This window comes from Bacillus cereus group sp. RP37, from assembly GCF_040459695.1.
Classification (GTDB): domain Bacteria; phylum Bacillota; class Bacilli; order Bacillales; family Bacillaceae_G; genus Bacillus_A.
The window spans coordinates 5,335,552-5,355,000 of record NZ_JARVHP010000001.1 but is presented as its reverse complement, the minus strand read 5'-3'; the positions used below and the strand labels follow the sequence as shown (position 1 = coordinate 5,355,000).

Genomic DNA, 19,449 nt, shown 5'->3' with positions numbered 1-19,449 from the left:
GACGGAAAGACCCCGTGGAGCTTTACTGTAGCCTGATATTGAATTTTGGTACAGTTTGTACAGGATAGGCGGGAGCCATTGAAACCGGAGCGCTAGCTTCGGTGGAGGCGCTGGTGGGATACCGCCCTGACTGTATTGAAATTCTAACCTACGGGTCTTATCGACCCGGGAGACAGTGTCAGGTGGGCAGTTTGACTGGGGCGGTCGCCTCCTAAAGTGTAACGGAGGCGCCCAAAGGTTCCCTCAGAATGGTTGGAAATCATTCGTAGAGTGCAAAGGCATAAGGGAGCTTGACTGCGAGACCTACAAGTCGAGCAGGGACGAAAGTCGGGCTTAGTGATCCGGTGGTTCCGCATGGAAGGGCCATCGCTCAACGGATAAAAGCTACCCCGGGGATAACAGGCTTATCTCCCCCAAGAGTCCACATCGACGGGGAGGTTTGGCACCTCGATGTCGGCTCATCGCATCCTGGGGCTGTAGTCGGTCCCAAGGGTTGGGCTGTTCGCCCATTAAAGCGGTACGCGAGCTGGGTTCAGAACGTCGTGAGACAGTTCGGTCCCTATCCGTCGTGGGCGTAGGAAATTTGAGAGGAGCTGTCCTTAGTACGAGAGGACCGGGATGGACGCACCGCTGGTGTACCAGTTGTTCTGCCAAGGGCATAGCTGGGTAGCTATGTGCGGAAGGGATAAGTGCTGAAAGCATCTAAGCATGAAGCCCCCCTCAAGATGAGATTTCCCATAGCGTAAGCTAGTAAGATCCCTGAAAGATGATCAGGTTGATAGGTTCGAGGTGGAAGCATGGTGACATGTGGAGCTGACGAATACTAATAGATCGAGGACTTAACCATATAATATGAAGCAAATGTTATCTAGTTTTGAAGGAATATGCCTTCATAGTTTGGTGATGATGGCAGAGAGGTCACACCCGTTCCCATACCGAACACGGAAGTTAAGCTCTCTAGCGCCGATGGTAGTTGGGACCTTGTCCCTGTGAGAGTAGGACGTCGCCAAGCAAGCTAAAACACGAATCATTTGATTCGTGTTTTTTTGTGTTTTCAAAAAGTACGTAAAAAGAAGTAATGGTAATACAAACACGTTGCCCAAGGGTTAATCATATTATATAAGAGATTGATGTATATTTTTCTGTAAATTGTTAAGGAATAGAAGTATAAAAGATGTCCATTTAAATAGGGAGGGAAGGTTATGAAATCACAAAATGAAGTTTGTATTGTTTGTGAGACAGAAAGAAAAGAAGGGATATATGTTTATAATAATTTAATATGCTATGAATGTGAAAAGGATATGGTGAATACGGAGACAGATGATCCGAAGTATATATATTATTTAAAACAGCTTCGGAAATTAGAAGTATCATATTTTTAAATAGGCATATGCCTATTATTTTTTTTGTTCTGTATAATAGATAAAGAATGAAATAATAAGGAAGAGATATAGATGAATCAAAATCGCATACCTTTATATGAGGCATTAATAGAGTTTAAAGAAAGGGCACCGTTATCCTTTCATGTTCCAGGGCATAAAAACGGTTTAAACTTCCCTCAGGAGGCAGTAGGGGAGTTTAAAGATATACTATCTATCGATGTAACTGAGTTGTCAGGGTTAGATGATTTACATAGTCCGTTTGAATGTATAGATGAGGCACAACAATTATTAGCTGATGTATATGGAGTGAAAAAAAGTTATTTTTTAATTAATGGTTCAACAGTAGGGAACCTAGCAATGATTTTGTCTTGTTGCGGGGAACATGATATTGTTCTTGTACAAAGAAATTGTCATAAATCAATTATTAATGGTTTAAAATTAGCAGGAGCAAATCCAATTTTTTTAGATCCATGGATTGATGAAGCTTATAACGTACCAGTGGGAATTCATGGTGAAATTATTAAGGAAGCAATTGAAAAATATCCAAATGCTAAAGCACTCATTTTAACGCATCCTAATTATTATGGTATGGGGATGGATCTAGAGGCAAGCGTCGCTTATGCACATGCACATAAAATCCCTGTTTTAGTAGATGAAGCACATGGAGCCCATTTTTGTTTAGGAGGGGCATTTCCAAAGTCAGCGTTAGCATATGGTGCAGATATTGTAGTTCACTCTGCACATAAAACATTACCAGCGATGACGATGGGATCCTATTTACATATAAATAGTAACTTAGTGAAAGCAGAAAAGGTTTCTACTTATTTAAGTATGCTACAATCTAGTAGTCCATCGTATCCAATTATGACTTCTCTTGATATTGCACGCTTTACAATAGCGCGTATAAAAGAAGAGGGACATGATGAAATTGTCGAGTTTTTACGGGAATTTAAAGAAGAATTATCTTCTATTCCACAAATAGCTATTTTACAATATCCATTACAAGACGAGTTAAAGTTTACCATACAGACCCGTTGTCAGCTGTCAGGATACGAATTACAGTCTGTATTTGAAAAGGTCGGGATATATACAGAAATGGCGGATCCATATAATGTCCTATTTATTTTGCCCTTGCAAGTAAATAAGGAGTATATGAAGGCTATAGAGATGATCCGAGGGGCATTGCAATATTATGAGGTGAAAGACAAGAAGAAATCTATTCGTTATACTTATAAAGGAGAGTTTTCTCCTTTACCGTATACATATAAACAACTGGAAGGATATGAAACAAAAGTAGTATCTGTAGAAGAAGCAGTTGGGATGATAGCGGCGGAAATGGTAATTCCGTACCCACCTGGAATTCCATTGATTATGTATGGGGAAAGAATTACTTCAGAACATAAAGAGCAAATTATGTATTTAGAGAAATCAGGTGCTCGTTTTCAAGGTAGCACGAAATATATGAAAGTGTATGATATGGAAAGTAGGTTTTAGAATGAAGGGATTATTTGTAACAATTGAAGGTCCAGAAGGTTCGGGTAAAACAACATTAATTCAAAGTTTATTGCCATACTTTGAACAAAAAGAACAAAAGGTGATGGCGACGAGGGAACCAGGTGGTATTGCAATTTCTGAGGATATTAGAACGATTTTACATAAACAAGAATATACGATGATGGAAGCACGTACAGAGGCGCTTCTGTATGCTGCTGCACGTAGGCAACATTTGGTGGAAAAGGTTATGCCGGCGCTTAACGAGGACTACCTTGTACTATGTGATCGTTTTATAGATAGCTCTTTAGCGTATCAAGGATATGCAAGAGGATTAGGTATGGATAAAGTATTTGAAATAAATCGCTTCGCAACAGAAGACTGTATGCCTAGTTTAACAATTTATTTAGATATTGAACCAGAGGTAGGTTTAGCTCGAATTGAAAAAGATGCAGGACGTGAAGTGAATCGATTAGATATGGAAGATATCTCTTTCCATAAACGCGTGCGTGAAGGATATTTACAAGTTGTAGAACGTTTCTCAGATCGTATTGTATCGGTAAATGCTGATCAACCAATGGAAAAACTTATAAAAGAAGTTGTTCAGATTATAGAAGATAAATTGTTATAATAGAAGGAAAGAATGAAATAAGTGAGGTATGCATTATGACGAAGACGTGGGAGCAGCTTTCTGCTATACAACCCATCGGTGTAAAAATGTTGATGAATAGCATTGCAAAAGAGCGTATATCCCACGCTTACTTGTTAGAGGGAGGGAAAGGGACAGGAAAATTTGCGACAGCAATTCAAATGGCAAAGAGTTTCCTCTGTTCTCAGCGGAATGGGGTAGAACCTTGTCATGTATGTACAAATTGTAAGCGAATTGATTCAGGTAACCACCCTAACTTACATATTGTAAAACCAGACGGATTATCTATTAAGAAGCAGCAAATTCATGATTTACAAGAAGAGTTTTCAAAAACAGGATTAGAAGCAAATAAAAAAGTATATATTATTGAGCACGCAGACCGTATGACAGCAAACGCAGCGAATACACTCTTGAAATTTTTAGAAGAACCAAGTAGTGATACAACAGCTATTTTACTTACTGAACAAAGTCATCAAATTTTAAATACGATCTTATCTCGCTGTCAAGTTGTTACATTTAGACCGTTACCTACGGAATCTTTAATTAAAAGATTACAGGATGAAGGTATTACGGCAGCTTTATCGACACTTGCTGCGCAGCTCACGAATAGTTTTGATGAAGCTTTAGCTTTATGTAGTGATGAATGGTTTGCACAAGCACGAGCTTTAGTGATAAAATTATGTGAAGCGCTCGAAAAAGACAAAGCCTCTATTTTTTTTGTTCAAGAAAAATGGGGAAAGCACTTTAGAGAGAAAGAACAATTACAGCAAGGTTTAGATATGTTACTCCTTATTTATAAGGATTTATTATATGTTCAACTTGGAGAAGAAGATCGTCTTGTTTTTCATGAGCAGAAAGAGATATTTGAATCTTTCTCCTATGCTCAGAAGCGCATTGTATCAGCTCTCTTTAATATATTAGAGGCAAAAAATAGAATCAACGCTAATGTAAATGCGCAGCTTGTGTTCGAACAGTTAGTGTTGCGGTTGCAGGAGGGATGACCGTTTTGTATGATGTAGTAGGTGTTCGCTTTAAGAAGGCCGGAAAGGTGTATTACTTTGACCCGAATCAGTTCGATATCTCTGAAAATGAGTTTGTAATTGTAGAAACAGTAAGAGGTATTGAATACGGAAAAGTAGTTATTACCAAAAAGCAAGTTGATGAAAACGACGTTGTATTACCGCTAAAAAAGGTTATTCGTATTGCTAATGAAAACGATCGTACCATTGTTGAAGAGAACAAACATGCTGCGAAAGAAGCATATCAAGTTTGTCAGCAAAAGGTAGTAGAACATAATCTTGATATGAAACTTGTAGATGTAGAGTATACGTTCGATCGCAATAAGATTATTTTCTATTTTACTGCGGATGGTCGAATTGATTTCCGCGAACTAGTGAAGGACTTAGCAGCAATTTTTAGGACAAGAATTGAACTAAGACAAATTGGTGTTCGTGATGAAGCAAAGATGCTTGGTGGTATTGGTCCATGTGGTCGTATGCTTTGTTGTTCTACTTTTTTAGGAGATTTTGAACCTGTATCCATTAAGATGGCAAAGGATCAAAATTTATCATTAAATCCTGCAAAAATCTCTGGTTTATGTGGTCGCTTAATGTGTTGCTTAAAATATGAGAATGATGAATATGAGGCAGCAAAGGAACAACTTCCTGATTTAGATCAACGTATACAAACCCCGCATGGTACTGGCCGTGTTATCGGATTAAATATTTTAGAAAGATTAATTCAAGTGGAACTAGTAGACAAGGAACGGATAGTAGAATATACGTTAGATGAGTTAGTGAATAAAGGGGTCGTTTCGAGTCAAACCACAGATTAATGAGGTGGGTGCTTGTGGAGAAAAAAGATATTTTTGCATCGGTTTCTAGTATGGAAGAGCAAATTGGACATTTATACAAACAGTTGGGAGAATTAAAACAACATCTTGCAGAGCTGTTGGAAGAAAACCAACATATAAAAATGGAAAATGAAAATTTGCGACACCGCTTTGAAGAAGTGCAGATTAAGGAAAAACAAAAAGCTCAAAAACGTAAAGAAGTGAAGCCGAAGACAGATATTGGTGAAGGCTACGATAATTTAGCAAGACTATATCAAGAAGGTTTTCATATTTGTAATCTGCATTATGGAAGTGTACGTAAAGAGGGAGATTGTTTATTCTGCCTGTCATTTTTAAATAAAAAGTGAAATTACCTTTCCAATAATAATTGGAAAGGTAATTTTTTATACATGAGAGTAGAATGAAATATGTTTTTTTATTAGTAGAAGATGAAATAGGGTAGGTTAAGTGTAAGAAAAGGAGTAACATATGAATTTATATGAAGATGAACGTTTAGATTACTTATTAGCGCAAGATATGAAAATCGTACAAAGCCCATCAGTATTTAATTTTTCTTTAGATGCTGTTTTACTTGCAGACTTTGCCTGGGTACCAATTCAAAAAGGTAATTTACTTGATTTGTGCACAGGTAATGCAGTTGTGCCCCTTCTATTAAGTACAAGAACAAAAGGGAACATTACAGGTGTGGAAATTCAAGAACGTTTATATGATATGGGAATCAGAAGCGTTCAATACAATAAGTTAGAAGAAAGAATTCACTTAATACATGGAGATTTGAAAGATATGCCGGAGAAACTTGGACGTCATCAATATGATGTTGTCACATGTAATCCGCCTTATTTTCAAACACCTGCAACTTCTGAGAAAAATATGAATGAACATTTAGCGATAGCTCGTCATGAAATTATGTGTACATTAGAGGATGTTGTATCTGCAAGTAGTCAGCTAGTAAAGCAAGGCGGGAAAGTAGCATTTGTACATCGCCCGGGTCGTTTACTAGATATTGTTACATTAATGCGTAAATACAAAATTGAACCAAAACGGGTACGATTTGTTTATCCTAAGGCAGGTAAAGAAGCGAATACATTGTTAATTGAAGGAATTAAGGACGGAAACGCAGATTTAAAAATATTGCCACCTCTTTTTGTATATGAAGAAAATAATGAATACACAAAGGAGATTCGTTCAATTTTATATGGAGAAGAATAAGCATTGTTTTTATGTAGTAGAGTGCTCTGATGGAAGTTATTATGCTGGATATACAAATCATATAGAGAAGCGGATTCAGACCCATAATAATGGAAAAGGGGCTAGGTATACGCGTGCTAGACTTCCTGTTGTTTTAAAATACGTAGAATTTCATGAAGATAAACGTACAGCTATGCAAGCAGAGTATTATTTTAAGCAATTAAATAGAAAACAAAAAGAAGAATATATGCAAAAAGGAGAACGCTATGTGGCAACAAAAAAGCTTTCAACAAAATGAAAAGGGAGTTTTATATTTAGTACCAACTCCTATTGGAAATTTAGAAGATATGACATTTCGTGCAATCCGAATTTTAAAAGAAGCTGATTTAATTGCTGCTGAAGATACGAGACAAACGAAAAAACTTTGTAATTATTTTGAAATTGAAACCCATGTTATGAGTTACCATGAGCATAATAAGGAAGTAAGTGGGAAAAAAATATTAGAGAAGTTAGACGAAGGAAAGACTGTAGCACTTGTTAGTGATGCTGGTATGCCGTGTATTTCCGATCCAGGTTACGATATTGTTGTAGAGGCTGTAGCGGAACAGTATCATGTTATCCCGCTTCCTGGGGCAAATGCGGCCCTTACAGCATTAATTGCATCAGGTCTTGAAACAAAACAGTTTTATTTCTATGGATTTTTACAAAGAAATAAAAAAGAAAGAAAAATGGAGTTAGAGAAGCTTCGTTATGTACAAACTACAATGATGTTTTATGAAGCGCCTCACCGTTTAGATGATACTTTAATCTCAATGCAAGAAGTGTTGGGAAATAGAGAAATTGTATTATGTCGAGAGTTAACGAAAAAATTCGAGGAATTTATTCGAGGAACAGTTGAAGAAGCAATTGAGTGGACGAAACAAAATGAAGTTCGTGGTGAGTTTTGTATTTTAGTAGCTGGTTCAACGGAAGAACCTGCCCCAGAAGAACAATGGTGGGAAGCTATTTCAGTATATGATCATATTGAACATTATATAAACGAAAAAGGTATGAATTCAAAAGAGGCGATAAAAACAGTCGCTAAAGATCGAGATTTGTCGAAACGCGATGTATATCAAATCTATCATGTCGATAAAAAATAAGCTTCTCATAATTGAGAAGCTTATTTTGCTGTTTCGATATAATCTTGAAGTTCGTTTAAGATTTGCTCAGCGCCTTCTTTGCTTAAGATAATTTTACCTTCAGCTAAAGATAGGTTACCATCAGATACTTCACCAGTTACTTGGCAAGTCATGTTTGGTTTATATTTTTTTAAGATGATTTTCTCGTCATCAACGTAGATTTCAAGAGCATCCTTTTCTGCAATACCTAAAGTACGGCGTAATTCGATTGGAATTACTACACGACCTAATTCATCAACTTTACGAACGATACCAGTAGATTTCATAATTCTTTTCCTCCTAAAGAAATAGTTTATAAGTTTCGAGTCTATTTTTAGATTCGTCATTTTTCGACAAAATACCCTATGGACATATGATACCAATCATTTACATTTCCGTCAATTCTTTAATTCTATATTTTTTAAAAAGATTTATAGATTTCTTACTTCTTATATATAATAGAATGGGAGTAATTTCTACTATTATTTCACTTTATTTTCAGAAAAATTTACGAATTGTAAGTTAGGGTTGTATATTTTCTTGAAATATGAGTAATAGATGATAAAGATACTAGGCATTAACTCGTTTTTATCTCTCATTAACAAGTGGTAAGATTCCAAATTCAAAATTTGGCTGGAGCAAAGAAGTTAAGTGGGAGTCGGGCTGTTCGTAAAAGCCCGATTGGTGCAGGCTAATAATTAGCAGGGATGAACAACCCCACAGATTAAAGTTTCACTTTATATATAAGTTTTTGATATACTATTTATAAATACATATGAGGTTATTCGGGAGGTCCAAAACAATGACAGAGGAAAAAAAATCCTTTTATATTACTACCCCAATTTATTATCCAAGTGGAAAATTACACATTGGACATGCTTATACAACAGTAGCAGGAGATGCGATGGCACGATATAAGCGTATGCAAGGATATAATGTTCATTATTTAACAGGAACTGATGAGCATGGACAAAAGATCCAAAAGAAAGCAGAAGAATTAAACGTTACACCACAAGCATATGTGGATAACATCGTTGCAGGAATTAAAGAACTTTGGGAGAAGATGGATATCTCTTATGATGATTTTATTCGTACAACTGAAGATCGTCATAAAGATGTTGTTGAAAAAATCTTCAAGCAATTAGTAGATCAAGGCGATATTTATCTTGATGAATATGAAGGTTGGTATTCTGTACAAGATGAGACATTCTATACAGAGCATCAATTAGTAGATCCAATTATGGAAGGTGACAAAGTAGTTGGAGGAAAAAGCCCAGATAGTGGTCATGATGTAGAACTTGTTCGTGAAGAATCGTATTTCTTTAGAATGGGTAAATATGTCGACAGACTATTAAAATTCTATGAAGAGAATCCACATTTCATTCAGCCAGAGTCTCGTAAGAATGAAATGATTAATAACTTCATTAAACCAGGCTTAGAAGATTTAGCAGTTTCTCGTACTTCATTTGACTGGGGAGTTCGTGTTCCAGGTAACCCGAAACACGTTATTTACGTATGGGTTGACGCATTATCTAACTACATTACAGCATTAGGTTATGGAACAGAAAATGAAGAGATGTATAAGAAATTCTGGCCGGCAGACGTGCATTTAGTTGGAAAAGAAATCGTTCGTTTCCATACAATTTATTGGCCAATCATTTTAATGGCATTAGACTTACCTCTTCCGAAAAAGGTCTTTGCTCATGGTTGGATTTTAATGAAGGATGGAAAGATGAGTAAGTCAAAAGGAAACGTAGTAGATCCAGTTACATTAATCGACCGTTATGGATTAGATGCATTACGTTATTACTTACTTCGTGAAGTTCCATTCGGATCTGATGGCGTATTCACACCAGAAGGATTTGTGGAGCGTATTAATTTCGACTTAGCAAATGACTTAGGTAACTTATTAAATCGTACAGTAGCTATGATTGATAAGTACTTTAACGGGGAAATCCCTGCATTTAAAGCAAATGTAACGGAATTCGATGAAACGTTAGTAACGTTTGCACAGGATACATTGAAAAAAGTAGAAGAGGCAATGGAGAATATGGAATTCTCTGTAGCGCTAAGCTCAATTTGGCAATTGGTTAGTCGTACGAATAAATATATTGATGAAACACAACCGTGGGTATTAGCGAAAGATGAGAATGATCGTGAAAAGTTAGCTTCTGTAATGGCTCATTTAGCAGAAGTACTTCGTCAAACAGGTATTATGCTTATGCCATTCTTAACAGTAGCACCAAGCAAGATGTTTGCTCAGCTTGGCCTTACTAATGAAGCACATAAATCTTGGGAAAGCCTATCTACAATTGGTTGCATTCCAGCTGGAACAAAAGTAGAAAAAGGAAACCCGATTTTCCCTCGTTTAGAAATGGAAGTGGAAGTAGAGTACATTAAAGAACAAATGAAAAGCTCTGCTCCTAAAGTAGAAGAGAAAAAAGAAGAAGAACCGAAGGCAGAAGAAATTACAATTGATGATTTCTTTAAAGTAGAATTACGCGTAGCTGAAGTACTATCTGCTGAACCTGTGAAAAAAGCAGACAAGTTGTTAAAAATCCAACTAGACTTAGGCACAGAAAAGCGTCAAGTTGTTTCTGGAATTGCAAAATTCTATTCGCCAGAAGACCTAAAAGGTAAAAAGGTTATTTGTGTAACAAACTTAAAACCTGTAAAATTACGCGGTGAATTATCGCAAGGTATGATTTTAGCAGGTGAAGAGAATGGCGTATTGTCATTAGCATCGATTGACCAAAATCTACCAAATGGTACAAAAATCAAGTAATTAAGACAAGAAAAGAGATGTTTCACGTGTAACATGTGTGAAGCGTCTTTTTTCTTTTTACACTCTCTATTTTTGCATTAAGATTGTAGTATTGTTATCGTTAAGTTATTAAAGAACTTATTTTTGTAGAATAAACTTGATTTCAATATAAAAGGAGTTATGTATTATGTTGTTTGATACACATTCACATTTGAATGCAGAGCAATTTGAAGAAGATTTGCAAGAAGTTATTGCACGAATGAAAGAAGCGGGAGTTACTTATACAGTTGTTGTTGGTTTTGATGAAGTAACGATAAAAAAGGCGATTGAATTAGCTGAAGCCTATGATTTTATTTACGCTGCGGTTGGATGGCATCCAGTTGATGCAATCGACATGACAGAAGAACATTTAGCTTGGTTAGAAGAACTTGCTTCTCATCCTAAAGTCGTTGCACTTGGAGAAATGGGCTTAGATTATCACTGGGATAAGTCTCCAAAAGAAATACAGAAGGAAGTATTCCGTAAACAAATTGCATTAGCCAAAAGGGTAAAATTGCCGATTATTATACATAACCGCGATGCAACTCAAGATATTGTTGATATTTTAGAGGAAGAGAATGCAGCTGAAGTGGGAGGCATTATGCATTGCTTTAGCGGCAGCGTAGAAGTAGCAGAGCGATGTGTTGATATGAACTTTTTAATTTCGTTAGGCGGACCAGTTACATTTAAAAATGCTAAGAAACCGAAAGAAGTTGCCACGGAGATTCCATTAGAGAAATTGTTAATAGAGACGGATTGTCCATATTTAACACCACATCCATTTCGAGGGAAACGAAATGAACCGAGTTATGTAAAACTCGTAGCAGAAGAGATTGCGAACTTAAAAGGAATTTCTTATGAGGAAGTAGCAGAAATAACAACAAAAAATGCAAAAGCTTTATTTGGTGTTGAATAAAAAGGAGTGGGAGAACCCATTCTTTTTTATTTTTGTGAAAAAATAAGGGCGAATGAGGAAGTGTTACAATAAGGAGAGAGAACAAAGTTTTGGACATTCTATTTTTTAAAATGTAAGAATGGGGAAAATAATAATGGAAAAGTCGTCATTTTTTTGTTTTACTAAGTAGAGACGAAACGAGTGTGGAGGCAAGCATGAAAATTAAAGAGATTATCGTTGTAGAAGGTAAAGATGATACAGTTGCGATTAAGCGTGCTGTTGATGCGGATACAATTGAAACGAACGGTTCAGCAATCGGTGATCACGTTATTGAGCAAGTTAAATTAGCGCTGCAAAAACGAGGCGTTATTATTTTCACAGATCCGGATTATCCTGGAGAGCGTATTCGAAAAATTATTTCTGATAAGGTGCCTGGATGTAAACATGCTTTTTTACCGAAGGAAGAAGCACTTGCTAAAAGGAAAAAAGGCGTTGGAATTGAACATGCTTCTAATGAATCAATTCGCCGTGCTTTAGAAAATATACATGAAGAAATGGAAGCTTACACAAGTGAAATTAGTTGGAACGATCTAGTCGATGCAGGTTTAGTGGGCGGAGAAATGGCAAAGAGTCGCAGAGAAAGAATGGGTAAGCTATTAAAGATTGGTTATACAAACGCAAAACAGTTACATAAACGTTTACAAATGTTTCAAGTTTCAAAAGAAACATTTGCAGAAGCTTATAAGCAAGTCATACAGGAGGAAAGAAAATGAAGGATATCGCAACGCCAAATCGTACGAAAGACATTGTTGAAAAGTACGGATTTTCATTCAAAAAAAGTTTAGGACAAAATTTTTTAATTGATACGAATGTATTAAATCGTATTGTCGATCACGCTGAAATCGGTTCAGAAAGTGGTGCAATTGAAATTGGACCAGGTATCGGTGCGTTAACAGAACAATTAGCGAAGCGTGCTAAAAAAGTAGTGGCTTTTGAAATTGATCAGAGATTATTACCGATTTTAGATGAGACGTTAGCTCCATATAGCAACGTTACAGTTATAAATAAAGATGTATTAAAAGCAGATGTACATGAGGTGTTTAGTGAGCAATTTGAGGAAGGGCAAGATGTAATGGTAGTAGCTAACTTACCATACTATATTACAACGCCAATTTTATTTAAATTGCTGGAAGAGAAATTACCGGTTCGTGGATTTGTTGTTATGATGCAAAAAGAAGTTGGAGATCGTTTAGCTGCTAAACCTGGAACGAAAGAGTATGGTTCTTTATCAATTGCTATTCAGTATTATACAGAGGTAGAAACAGTTATGACTGTACCGCGTACAGTGTTTGTGCCACAACCAAATGTTGATTCTGCGATTATTCGTCTCCTAAAGCGCCCGAAACCAGTTGTAGAAGTAACAGATGAGACATTCTTCTTTGAGGTAGTACGAGCAAGTTTTGCACAGCGTCGTAAAACGTTAATGAATAATTTATCAAATAATTTAAATGGTTTCCCGAAAGATAAAGAGCTGTTGGATCGAATTTTAACAGAAGTAGGGATTGATCCAAAACGAAGAGGCGAAACGCTATCTATTGAGGAGTTTGCAACATTAAGTAATGCATTAGTTCTTCATAAATTGTCATAAGAATATAAAAGGGACAGTTCAACTTGAACTGTCCCTTTTGTCACCTTTCTCCTCCCAAATTCATACTTTAAAAACAGGTAAGATGGCCTAACGAGTTTGGAGGTAGGAGAATGGCTTTACATGTTGGAGAATTAGTGGAACGATATTCTCATAATAGGGATATTCTTTTTCGTGTTATAGAAATAAAAGGCGAGATAGCTATATTGTTTGGAGAGGAAATTAGACTGGTGGCGGATGCGCCACTTGAAGATTTAATTAGTATAGATCAACGAGAACATAAAAAAAGAGCGAAGCGTGAGAAAGAAACAATGGAGCGTACGTATCGTTTGTTTCAACAAGATTATGTATTAATGAAACAAAGGCATGAACACACTTCAACTGGTGGATATACAAGTGAGGTGAATTATTTTCAAATGCCAGGACGTGTATTGCATATAGATGGAGACCCGTTATATTTGCGCAAGTGTCTAGACTTATATAATAAAATTGGTGTTCCTGTACAAGGTATTCATTGTAAGGAAACAGAGATGCATGAAAAGGTAGTAGATTTAATAGATCATTTTCGTCCGGACATTTTAGTTATTACCGGGCACGATGCATATACAAAATCAAAAGGGGTAAAGGGAGATTTAGCAGCATATAGGCATTCAAGGCATTTTGTACAGGCTGTTCGAGAAGTGAGAAAAAAATATCCATCATTGGATCAACTCGTTATTTTTGCTGGAGCATGCCAATCTCACTTTGAAGCATTAATTCGAGCAGGAGCTAATTTTGCTAGTTCACCATCTAGAATTAATATTCACGCACTAGATCCTGTATATGTAGTTGGTAAAATTAGTTTTACGTCATTTATGGAGAGAGTAAATGTATGGGATGTTGTACGTAATACGATTACCGGCGAAAAGGGACTTGGCGGGATTGAGACGAGAGGGATTTTACGAACTGGATTACCCTTTCAACATTATGAAGAATAAGCAAGGTACATACGTATCTTGCTTTTTTTGTATGGAAAGGATTTAAATCAGCTTGGATAAAAAGAGACAAGAACGCACAGACTACATAATGATACTTTTACAATATAGTATTTCTTCTATCTATTCGAACGCATGATGCTTTTATAATGATATTGTCTGTGAGTTGCGGTTAATAATTGGGATAGATATATCGTATTTTAAGTGTTCAATCTAAATTACAGCGAGGTGTAGCAAGGGATATGTCAAAACGTTTAGATGATATTAAAAACGAATTAGATCACCATCTTGGACAGAGACTGATGTTAAAGGCGAATAGTGGGAGAAGAAAAACAGTAGAACAATCAGGTGTACTTGCAGAAACGTACCGTTCTGTTTTTGTTGTACAATTGGATCAGCAAGAAGATGCGTTGCAACGTGTATCATATAGCTATGCGGATGTTTTAACAGAGACAGTAGAATTAACATTTTATGGTGAACCTCATAATGAAGTGATTTTATAATTCATGTATCGTTACATAAATTCCCACAAATGAAAAGCTATATTATTTTGCATACTAATTATACCGTAGCAAAATAAGGAGGGACTCTGCATTGAGTAGACGAAGAGGTGTCATGTCAAATCAATTTAAAGAAGAGCTTGCAAAAGAGCTAGGCTTTTATGATGTTGTTCAGAAAGAAGGATGGGGCGGAATTCGTGCGAAAGATGCTGGTAACATGGTGAAACGTGCTATAGAAATTGCAGAACAGCAATTAATGAAACAAAACCAGTAGTTGTAAGATACTTTCTATGCTACGGTAGCCGAGGAGTGATTCCTCGGCTTTTTGTACTCGAAAAGGTGCCATCATTTTACATAAGTAGTTTCATTCTGAATGCTTTTCGTTATAATTAGGGAAGTGTCATCGTCTTACTATAAATTTATGGTAAAATAAACGATAAAAGATTGAGTACATAGAGTGGGTGAATAGATTGAAGCTACTAGTGAAAGCACCAGCAAAGATTAATCTGTCGTTAGATGTACTGGGAAAAAGACAAGACGGATATCATGAAGTGAAAATGATTATGACAACAATTGATTTAGCGGATCGTTTAGAACTAATGGAATTAGCAGAAGACCGTATTGAAATTTTATCCCATAATCGGTATGTCCCAGACGACCAAAGAAATTTAGCTTATCAAGCAGCGAAATTATTAAAAGAGAAGTTTAATGTGAAAAAAGGCGTATCTATTACTATTGAAAAAACGATTCCAGTAGCAGCTGGATTAGCAGGTGGAAGTAGTGATGCAGCAGCGACATTACGTGGCCTTAATAAATTATGGAATTTAGGGCTTACAATTGATCAGTTAGCAGAGCTTGGCGCAGAAATCGGATCAGATGTATCGTTTTGTGTATATGGTGGGACAGCAATTGCCACTGGAAGAGGAGAGCAAATAGAGCATATAAAAACTCCACCTTCTTGTTGGGTTATTTTAGCAAAACCACATATTGGTGTATCTACTGCTGATGTGTATGGAAATTTAAAGTTAAATCGAGTTACACATCCAAATGTAGATAAAATGGTTAATGTCATAAATGCTGGGGACTACAAAGGGATTTGTGATACTGTTGGTAATGTTTTAGAAGAGGTAACGTTTGCGATGCATCCTGAAGTTGCACGTATTAAGTCACAGATGAAGCGATTTGGAGCAGATGCCGTATTAATGAGTGGAAGTGGTCCAACCGTATTTGGTCTTGTGCACCATGATTCGCGAATGCATCGTATATATAACGGATTAAAAGGATTTTGTGAACAAGTATACGCAGTACGTTTATTAGGAGAGCGAGAAACGCTTGAATAAAGACGTATAATACGTTATGATTTGTTTAGAATATTCGTGATTTGAGGTGAGAGTATGAAAATTAGACGAAGTACAAGATTAGTCGATATGACGTATTACTTGTTACAAAACCCTCGTCAGCTAGTTTCTCTCACTTTTTTTGCTGAAAGGTATCAATCAGCTAAGTCTTCCATTAGTGAAGATTTAGTTATTATTAAGCAAACGTTTGAACAACAAGGGGTCGGCACATTGCAAACGGTACCAGGAGCAGCAGGAGGAGTGAAATATATACCATATATAAGTGAGGAAGAGGCAGATTTAATTATTGGTGAGCTTTGTAGCTTATTTGAAAATCCAGATCGTATTTTGCCTGGTGGTTACTTATATATGACAGATCTTTTAAGTAATCCTCGCCATATTAATGGCGCAGGTCGTTTGTTTGCTTCTGTTTTTGCTAGACAACCAATTGATGCGGTTATGACGGTGGCAACGAAGGGGATTCCACTAGCTTATGCAGTGGCAAATTACTTAGATGTACCGGTAGTAATTGCAAGGAAAGATAATAAGGTAACAGAAGGACCAACTGTTAGTATTAACTATGTATCAGGTTCTTCTAAGCGAATTCAAACAATGACGTTAGCAAAGCGTAGCCTTCCAGAAGGATCAAATGTTTTAATTATTGATGACTTCATGAAAGCTGGCGGGACAATTCAAGGTATGATGAGTATGTTAGAAGAGTTTAAGGCTAATGTTGTTGGTATTGGTGTATTAGTAGAATCCACGGACATTGAAGAAAGATTAATTAATAATTTTGTATCATTAATTCGTCTTTCAGAAGTTGATGTGAAGGAAAAAGCGATTCAAGTGGAAAAGGGAAACTATTCACTGGCACCATTTGATGAAGGGCTTGTAGAGGCTGAGTAAAAAGGTAAAGCAGATAGCTTTATCTTTTTTTTTATTCTATTTATAAATTATAAAATAGATGGACAAACTGCTTTTCGTGCACTATTTTTAAAGAGTAAAAATAAATAATAAAAGGGTGGAAAAACATGAAAGTTGTTCAAACAAACAATGCACCACAAGCAATTGGACCATATTCACAAGGGATTATTGTAAATAATATGTTTTACAGTTCAGGACAAATTCCGTTAACTGCAAGTGGAGATCTTGTAGCAGGAGACGTAACAGTACAAACAGAGCAAGTATTTCAAAATTTACAAGCAGTATTAGAAGAAGCTGGGGCTTCATTTGATACAGTAGTAAAAACAACAGTATTCTTAAAAGATATGGATGATTTTAATGCTGTTAATGAAGTATACGGCTCTTATTTCTCTACTCATAAGCCAGCTCGTTCTTGTGTACAAGTAGCAAAATTACCGAAAGATGTTTCAGTTGAAATCGAAGTAATTGCCCTAGTTAAGTAATTCTTTGTAAGCGATAACCTCTACTAATCTCTATATTCAATTACATTAAAAATTTTTATCTTAAAAATTTTTAAAAAATTAAAGGGAAAATAGAAATTTTGTGGAATTTATACAAATATATCGCTTATTTAGAAAAGGGTGGTGAACACAAGATGGAAGTGACTGACGTAAGATTACGCCGCGTAAACACAGAAGGCCGCATGAGAGCAATCGCCTCTATTACTCTAGACCATGAATTTGTTGTTCATGATATTCGTGTAATTGATGGTAATAATGGATTATTTGTAGCAATGCCAAGTAAACGTACTCCAGATGGAGAGTTCCGTGACATTGCACATCCAATTAATTCTAATACACGCTCTAAAATTCAAGATGCGGTTTTAACAGAGTATCACCGTTTAGGCGAGTTAGAAGAGGTTGAGTTTGAAGAAGCAGGCGCTTCGTAAAATTCGAATGAAAAGGGCTTTTTAAAGAAATCCCTATAATTTTGTAGCAAACCCCTGTAAGCATTTACAGGGGTTTGTTTTTTTATGGTTTTATATTGCATTACATCCAGAAAATTCGAAATTCATTAAGGTGAAGAGAAAAAACTTCTAATTTTTTCAAAATCATTTTAAATAGTATAGCTTATTTCTTAAAAAAGATACTAAAGAGTAAAACATCTTATAAGAATTATGGTAAAATTTAATAGTTAAAATGTGTTTCTTGAAATATATGCTGATTTAGGATAATATCGTTAATGGATAAATAGGTTGCGATGGAGGGTCTATATGTCAAACAGATTTGCAGTGATTCTAGCTGCAGGTAAAGGCACACGTATGAAGTCTAAGCTATACAAAGTGCTTCATCCTGTATGTGGAAAACCTATGGTACAACATGTTGTCGATCAAGTATCTCAATTAGGCTTGCAGAAACTTGTAACAGTCGTAGGACATGGTGCTGAAATGGTACAAGAACAGCTAGGAAACGTAAGTGAGTTTGCATTACAAGCAGAACAACTTGGTACAGCACATGCTGTAGATCAAGCTGCAAGTGTACTTGCAAATGAAGAAGGAACAACTTTAGTTATTTGTGGTGATACGCCGCTAATAACTGCTGAAACGATGGAAGCATTGCTTCAGCAACATAAAGAGGCAGGGGCAATGGCAACGGTGCTAACAGCTTACATAGAAGAACCTGCTGGATATGGTCGTATCGTTCGTAATGAGAACGGTCATGTTGAAAAGATTGTTGAGCATAAGGATGCAAATGAGAAAGAATTAGCTATTAAAGAAATCAATACAGGTACGTATTGTTTTGATAATAAAGCTTTATTCGCTTCACTTTCTAAAGTTTCAAATGATAACGTACAAGGTGAATATTACCTGCCAGATGTTATCGAGATTTTAAAAAATGAAGGTCATATCGTATCAGCTTATCAAACAGAGCACTTCGATGAAACGTTAGGTGTTAACGACAGAGTCGCTCTATCGCAAGCGGAAATTATTATGAAAAACCGTATCAACCGAAAGAACATGGTAAATGGTGTTACAATTATTGATCCAAGTAACACTTATATTTCTGCTGATGCAATTATCGGTAGTGATACAGTTCTTCATCCAGGAACAATTATTGAGGGTAATACTGTAATTGGTTCTGATTGTGAAATTGGACCGCACACAGTAATTCGCGATAGTGAAATTGGAGATCGTACGACAATTCGTCAATCTACTGTACATGATAGTAAACTTGGTACAGAAGTATCGGTTGGTCCATTTGCACACATTCGCCCAGATTCAGTTATTGGAGATGAAGTGCGCGTTGGAAACTTCGTGGAAATCAAAAAAACTGTTTTTGGTAATAGAAGTAAAGCTTCACACTTAAGTTATATCGGGGATGCGCAAGTTGGAGAAGACGTGAATCTTGGTTGTGGTTCAATTACGGTGAACTATGATGGCAAGAATAAATTCAAAACTGTGATTGGTAACGGGGTATTTATTGGATGCAATTCAAATCTTGTTGCGCCAGTAACAGTTGAAGATGGTGCTTATGTGGCAGCGGGCTCTACAATTACAGAGAATGTTCCATCAAAAGCATTATCAGTAGCACGTGCACGTCAAGTTAACAAAGAAGACTATGTTGATCAATTGCTGAATAAGAAAAAATCATAATGTGGAGGGTTAATCTA

At 36.3% G+C, this 19,449-nt stretch carries 22 protein-coding genes and 2 rRNA genes (1 of these 24 only partly in view); 23 read left to right on the top strand and 1 reads right to left on the bottom strand.

Annotation, left to right across the window (positions count from 1 at the left end; all coding sequences use genetic code 11):
* The 11 genes from QCI44_RS28185 to rsmI form a co-directional block, all read left to right on the top strand.
* A 23S ribosomal RNA gene (locus QCI44_RS28185) occupies positions 1-847 on the top strand (it extends 2,075 nt beyond the left edge of the window).
* A gap of 49 nt (positions 848-896) precedes the next feature.
* A 5S ribosomal RNA gene (gene rrf / locus QCI44_RS28180) occupies positions 897-1,012 on the top strand.
* A gap of 190 nt (positions 1,013-1,202) precedes the next feature.
* Positions 1,203-1,382, top strand: a complete 180-nt coding sequence (locus QCI44_RS28175; RefSeq protein WP_000842027.1) for a sigma factor G inhibitor Gin — start codon at positions 1,203-1,205, stop codon at positions 1,380-1,382.
* 72 nt (positions 1,383-1,454) lie between these two features.
* The gene (locus QCI44_RS28170; RefSeq protein WP_016085320.1) at positions 1,455-2,876 is read left to right on the top strand and encodes an aminotransferase class I/II-fold pyridoxal phosphate-dependent enzyme; all 1,422 of its coding nucleotides are present in this window, start codon (positions 1,455-1,457) and stop codon (positions 2,874-2,876) included.
* A gap of 1 nt (position 2,877) precedes the next feature.
* Positions 2,878-3,504 carry a dTMP kinase gene (tmk, locus tag QCI44_RS28165; RefSeq protein WP_098485745.1) on the top strand — a complete coding sequence of 209 codons (627 nt, stop codon included), beginning with the start codon at positions 2,878-2,880 and terminating at the stop codon, positions 3,502-3,504.
* A gap of 35 nt (positions 3,505-3,539) precedes the next feature.
* Positions 3,540-4,523, top strand: coding sequence for a DNA polymerase III subunit delta' (holB, locus tag QCI44_RS28160; RefSeq protein WP_088083146.1), 984 nt, complete (start codon positions 3,540-3,542; stop codon positions 4,521-4,523).
* Positions 4,524-4,528: 5 nt separating this feature from the next.
* On the top strand, positions 4,529-5,356 hold the full coding sequence (locus QCI44_RS28155; RefSeq protein WP_000272429.1) for a PSP1 domain-containing protein: 828 nt from the start codon (positions 4,529-4,531) through the stop codon (positions 5,354-5,356).
* Between the two features lie 14 nt (positions 5,357-5,370).
* Positions 5,371-5,721 carry a DNA replication initiation control protein YabA gene (gene yabA / locus QCI44_RS28150; protein ID WP_000412054.1) on the top strand — a complete coding sequence of 117 codons (351 nt, stop codon included), beginning with the start codon at positions 5,371-5,373 and terminating at the stop codon, positions 5,719-5,721.
* Positions 5,722-5,842: 121 nt separating this feature from the next.
* The gene (locus QCI44_RS28145) at positions 5,843-6,583 is read left to right on the top strand and encodes a tRNA1(Val) (adenine(37)-N6)-methyltransferase (protein WP_061678923.1); all 741 of its coding nucleotides are present in this window, start codon (positions 5,843-5,845) and stop codon (positions 6,581-6,583) included.
* Positions 6,570-6,860: a GIY-YIG nuclease family protein gene (locus tag QCI44_RS28140; RefSeq protein WP_016085316.1), complete on the top strand. Its 291-nt coding sequence runs from the start codon at positions 6,570-6,572 to the stop codon at positions 6,858-6,860. The genes QCI44_RS28145 and QCI44_RS28140 overlap by 14 nt, the downstream gene beginning before the upstream one ends.
* Positions 6,829-7,704 (top strand): 16S rRNA (cytidine(1402)-2'-O)-methyltransferase, encoded by an 876-nt coding sequence (gene rsmI / locus QCI44_RS28135; protein ID WP_098485744.1) that lies wholly within the window; start codon positions 6,829-6,831, stop codon positions 7,702-7,704. Before QCI44_RS28140 ends, rsmI begins: the two co-directional genes overlap by 32 nt.
* A 20-nt stretch (positions 7,705-7,724) precedes the next feature.
* Here the strand turns inward: rsmI and QCI44_RS28130 are convergent, their stop codons facing one another.
* Positions 7,725-8,009, bottom strand: coding sequence for a transition state genes transcriptional regulator AbrB (locus tag QCI44_RS28130; protein ID WP_000843036.1), 285 nt, complete (start codon positions 8,007-8,009; stop codon positions 7,725-7,727).
* Between the two features lie 515 nt (positions 8,010-8,524).
* On the opposite strand from QCI44_RS28130, the gene metG reads away from it, so the two are divergent.
* The 12 genes from metG to glmU all read left to right on the top strand — a co-directional run bounded on the left by metG (position 8,525) and on the right by glmU (position 19,432).
* Positions 8,525-10,507: a methionine--tRNA ligase gene (gene metG / locus QCI44_RS28125; protein WP_016085314.1), complete on the top strand. Its 1,983-nt coding sequence runs from the start codon at positions 8,525-8,527 to the stop codon at positions 10,505-10,507.
* A gap of 166 nt (positions 10,508-10,673) precedes the next feature.
* A complete protein-coding gene (locus tag QCI44_RS28120) occupies positions 10,674-11,441 on the top strand; it encodes a TatD family hydrolase (protein WP_098485743.1) in 768 nt (255 codons plus the stop codon).
* A 194-nt stretch (positions 11,442-11,635) separates the two neighbouring features.
* The gene (gene rnmV, locus QCI44_RS28115) at positions 11,636-12,193 is read left to right on the top strand and encodes a ribonuclease M5 (protein ID WP_353811516.1); all 558 of its coding nucleotides are present in this window, start codon (positions 11,636-11,638) and stop codon (positions 12,191-12,193) included.
* Entirely contained in the window at positions 12,190-13,068 is an 879-nt protein-coding gene (gene rsmA, locus QCI44_RS28110) for a 16S rRNA (adenine(1518)-N(6)/adenine(1519)-N(6))-dimethyltransferase RsmA (RefSeq protein WP_000651555.1), read from the top strand. The genes rnmV and rsmA overlap by 4 nt, the downstream gene beginning before the upstream one ends.
* Positions 13,069-13,178: 110 nt before the next feature.
* Positions 13,179-14,042: a sporulation peptidase YabG gene (gene yabG / locus QCI44_RS28105; protein ID WP_016085311.1), complete on the top strand. Its 864-nt coding sequence runs from the start codon at positions 13,179-13,181 to the stop codon at positions 14,040-14,042.
* 239 nt (positions 14,043-14,281) lie between these two features.
* On the top strand, positions 14,282-14,542 hold the full coding sequence (veg, locus tag QCI44_RS28100; protein ID WP_016085310.1) for a biofilm formation stimulator Veg: 261 nt from the start codon (positions 14,282-14,284) through the stop codon (positions 14,540-14,542).
* A 91-nt stretch (positions 14,543-14,633) separates the two neighbouring features.
* A complete protein-coding gene (gene sspF / locus QCI44_RS28095) occupies positions 14,634-14,813 on the top strand; it encodes an acid-soluble spore protein SspF (protein WP_001985066.1) in 180 nt (59 codons plus the stop codon).
* A gap of 196 nt (positions 14,814-15,009) precedes the next feature.
* Complete coding sequence (ispE, locus tag QCI44_RS28090; RefSeq protein WP_033659608.1) at positions 15,010-15,879, top strand: 4-(cytidine 5'-diphospho)-2-C-methyl-D-erythritol kinase; 870 nt, start codon at positions 15,010-15,012, stop codon at positions 15,877-15,879.
* A 54-nt stretch (positions 15,880-15,933) separates the two neighbouring features.
* Positions 15,934-16,782 (top strand): pur operon repressor, encoded by an 849-nt coding sequence (purR, locus tag QCI44_RS28085; protein WP_000702481.1) that lies wholly within the window; start codon positions 15,934-15,936, stop codon positions 16,780-16,782.
* A 125-nt stretch (positions 16,783-16,907) separates the two neighbouring features.
* Positions 16,908-17,282: a RidA family protein gene (locus QCI44_RS28080; RefSeq protein ID WP_016085308.1), complete on the top strand. Its 375-nt coding sequence runs from the start codon at positions 16,908-16,910 to the stop codon at positions 17,280-17,282.
* 152 nt (positions 17,283-17,434) lie between these two features.
* A complete protein-coding gene (spoVG, locus tag QCI44_RS28075) occupies positions 17,435-17,728 on the top strand; it encodes a septation regulator SpoVG (protein ID WP_000454042.1) in 294 nt (97 codons plus the stop codon).
* A 324-nt stretch (positions 17,729-18,052) separates the two neighbouring features.
* Positions 18,053-19,432 (top strand): bifunctional UDP-N-acetylglucosamine diphosphorylase/glucosamine-1-phosphate N-acetyltransferase GlmU, encoded by a 1,380-nt coding sequence (gene glmU, locus QCI44_RS28070; protein WP_000071036.1) that lies wholly within the window; start codon positions 18,053-18,055, stop codon positions 19,430-19,432.
* Positions 19,433-19,449: the final 17 nt, after the last annotated feature.

Coding starts and splice junctions, on each gene's coding strand:
- QCI44_RS28175 (WP_000842027.1), top strand. CDS start 1,203: ATGAAATCACAAAATGAAGTTTGTATTGTTTGTGAGACAGAAAGAAAA.
- QCI44_RS28170 (WP_016085320.1), top strand. CDS start 1,455: ATGAATCAAAATCGCATACCTTTATATGAGGCATTAATAGAGTTTAAA.
- tmk (WP_098485745.1), top strand. CDS start 2,878: ATGAAGGGATTATTTGTAACAATTGAAGGTCCAGAAGGTTCGGGTAAA.
- holB (WP_088083146.1), top strand. CDS start 3,540: ATGACGAAGACGTGGGAGCAGCTTTCTGCTATACAACCCATCGGTGTA.
- QCI44_RS28145 (WP_061678923.1), top strand. CDS start 5,843: ATGAATTTATATGAAGATGAACGTTTAGATTACTTATTAGCGCAAGAT.
- QCI44_RS28140 (WP_016085316.1), top strand. CDS start 6,570: ATGGAGAAGAATAAGCATTGTTTTTATGTAGTAGAGTGCTCTGATGGA.
- rsmI (WP_098485744.1), top strand. CDS start 6,829: ATGTGGCAACAAAAAAGCTTTCAACAAAATGAAAAGGGAGTTTTATAT.
- QCI44_RS28130 (WP_000843036.1), bottom strand. CDS start 8,009: ATGAAATCTACTGGTATCGTTCGTAAAGTTGATGAATTAGGTCGTGTA.
- metG (WP_016085314.1), top strand. CDS start 8,525: ATGACAGAGGAAAAAAAATCCTTTTATATTACTACCCCAATTTATTAT.
- QCI44_RS28120 (WP_098485743.1), top strand. CDS start 10,674: ATGTTGTTTGATACACATTCACATTTGAATGCAGAGCAATTTGAAGAA.
- rnmV (WP_353811516.1), top strand. CDS start 11,636: ATGAAAATTAAAGAGATTATCGTTGTAGAAGGTAAAGATGATACAGTT.
- rsmA (WP_000651555.1), top strand. CDS start 12,190: ATGAAGGATATCGCAACGCCAAATCGTACGAAAGACATTGTTGAAAAG.
- yabG (WP_016085311.1), top strand. CDS start 13,179: ATGGCTTTACATGTTGGAGAATTAGTGGAACGATATTCTCATAATAGG.
- veg (WP_016085310.1), top strand. CDS start 14,282: ATGTCAAAACGTTTAGATGATATTAAAAACGAATTAGATCACCATCTT.
- purR (WP_000702481.1), top strand. CDS start 15,934: ATGAAAATTAGACGAAGTACAAGATTAGTCGATATGACGTATTACTTG.
- QCI44_RS28080 (WP_016085308.1), top strand. CDS start 16,908: ATGAAAGTTGTTCAAACAAACAATGCACCACAAGCAATTGGACCATAT.
- spoVG (WP_000454042.1), top strand. CDS start 17,435: ATGGAAGTGACTGACGTAAGATTACGCCGCGTAAACACAGAAGGCCGC.
- glmU (WP_000071036.1), top strand. CDS start 18,053: ATGTCAAACAGATTTGCAGTGATTCTAGCTGCAGGTAAAGGCACACGT.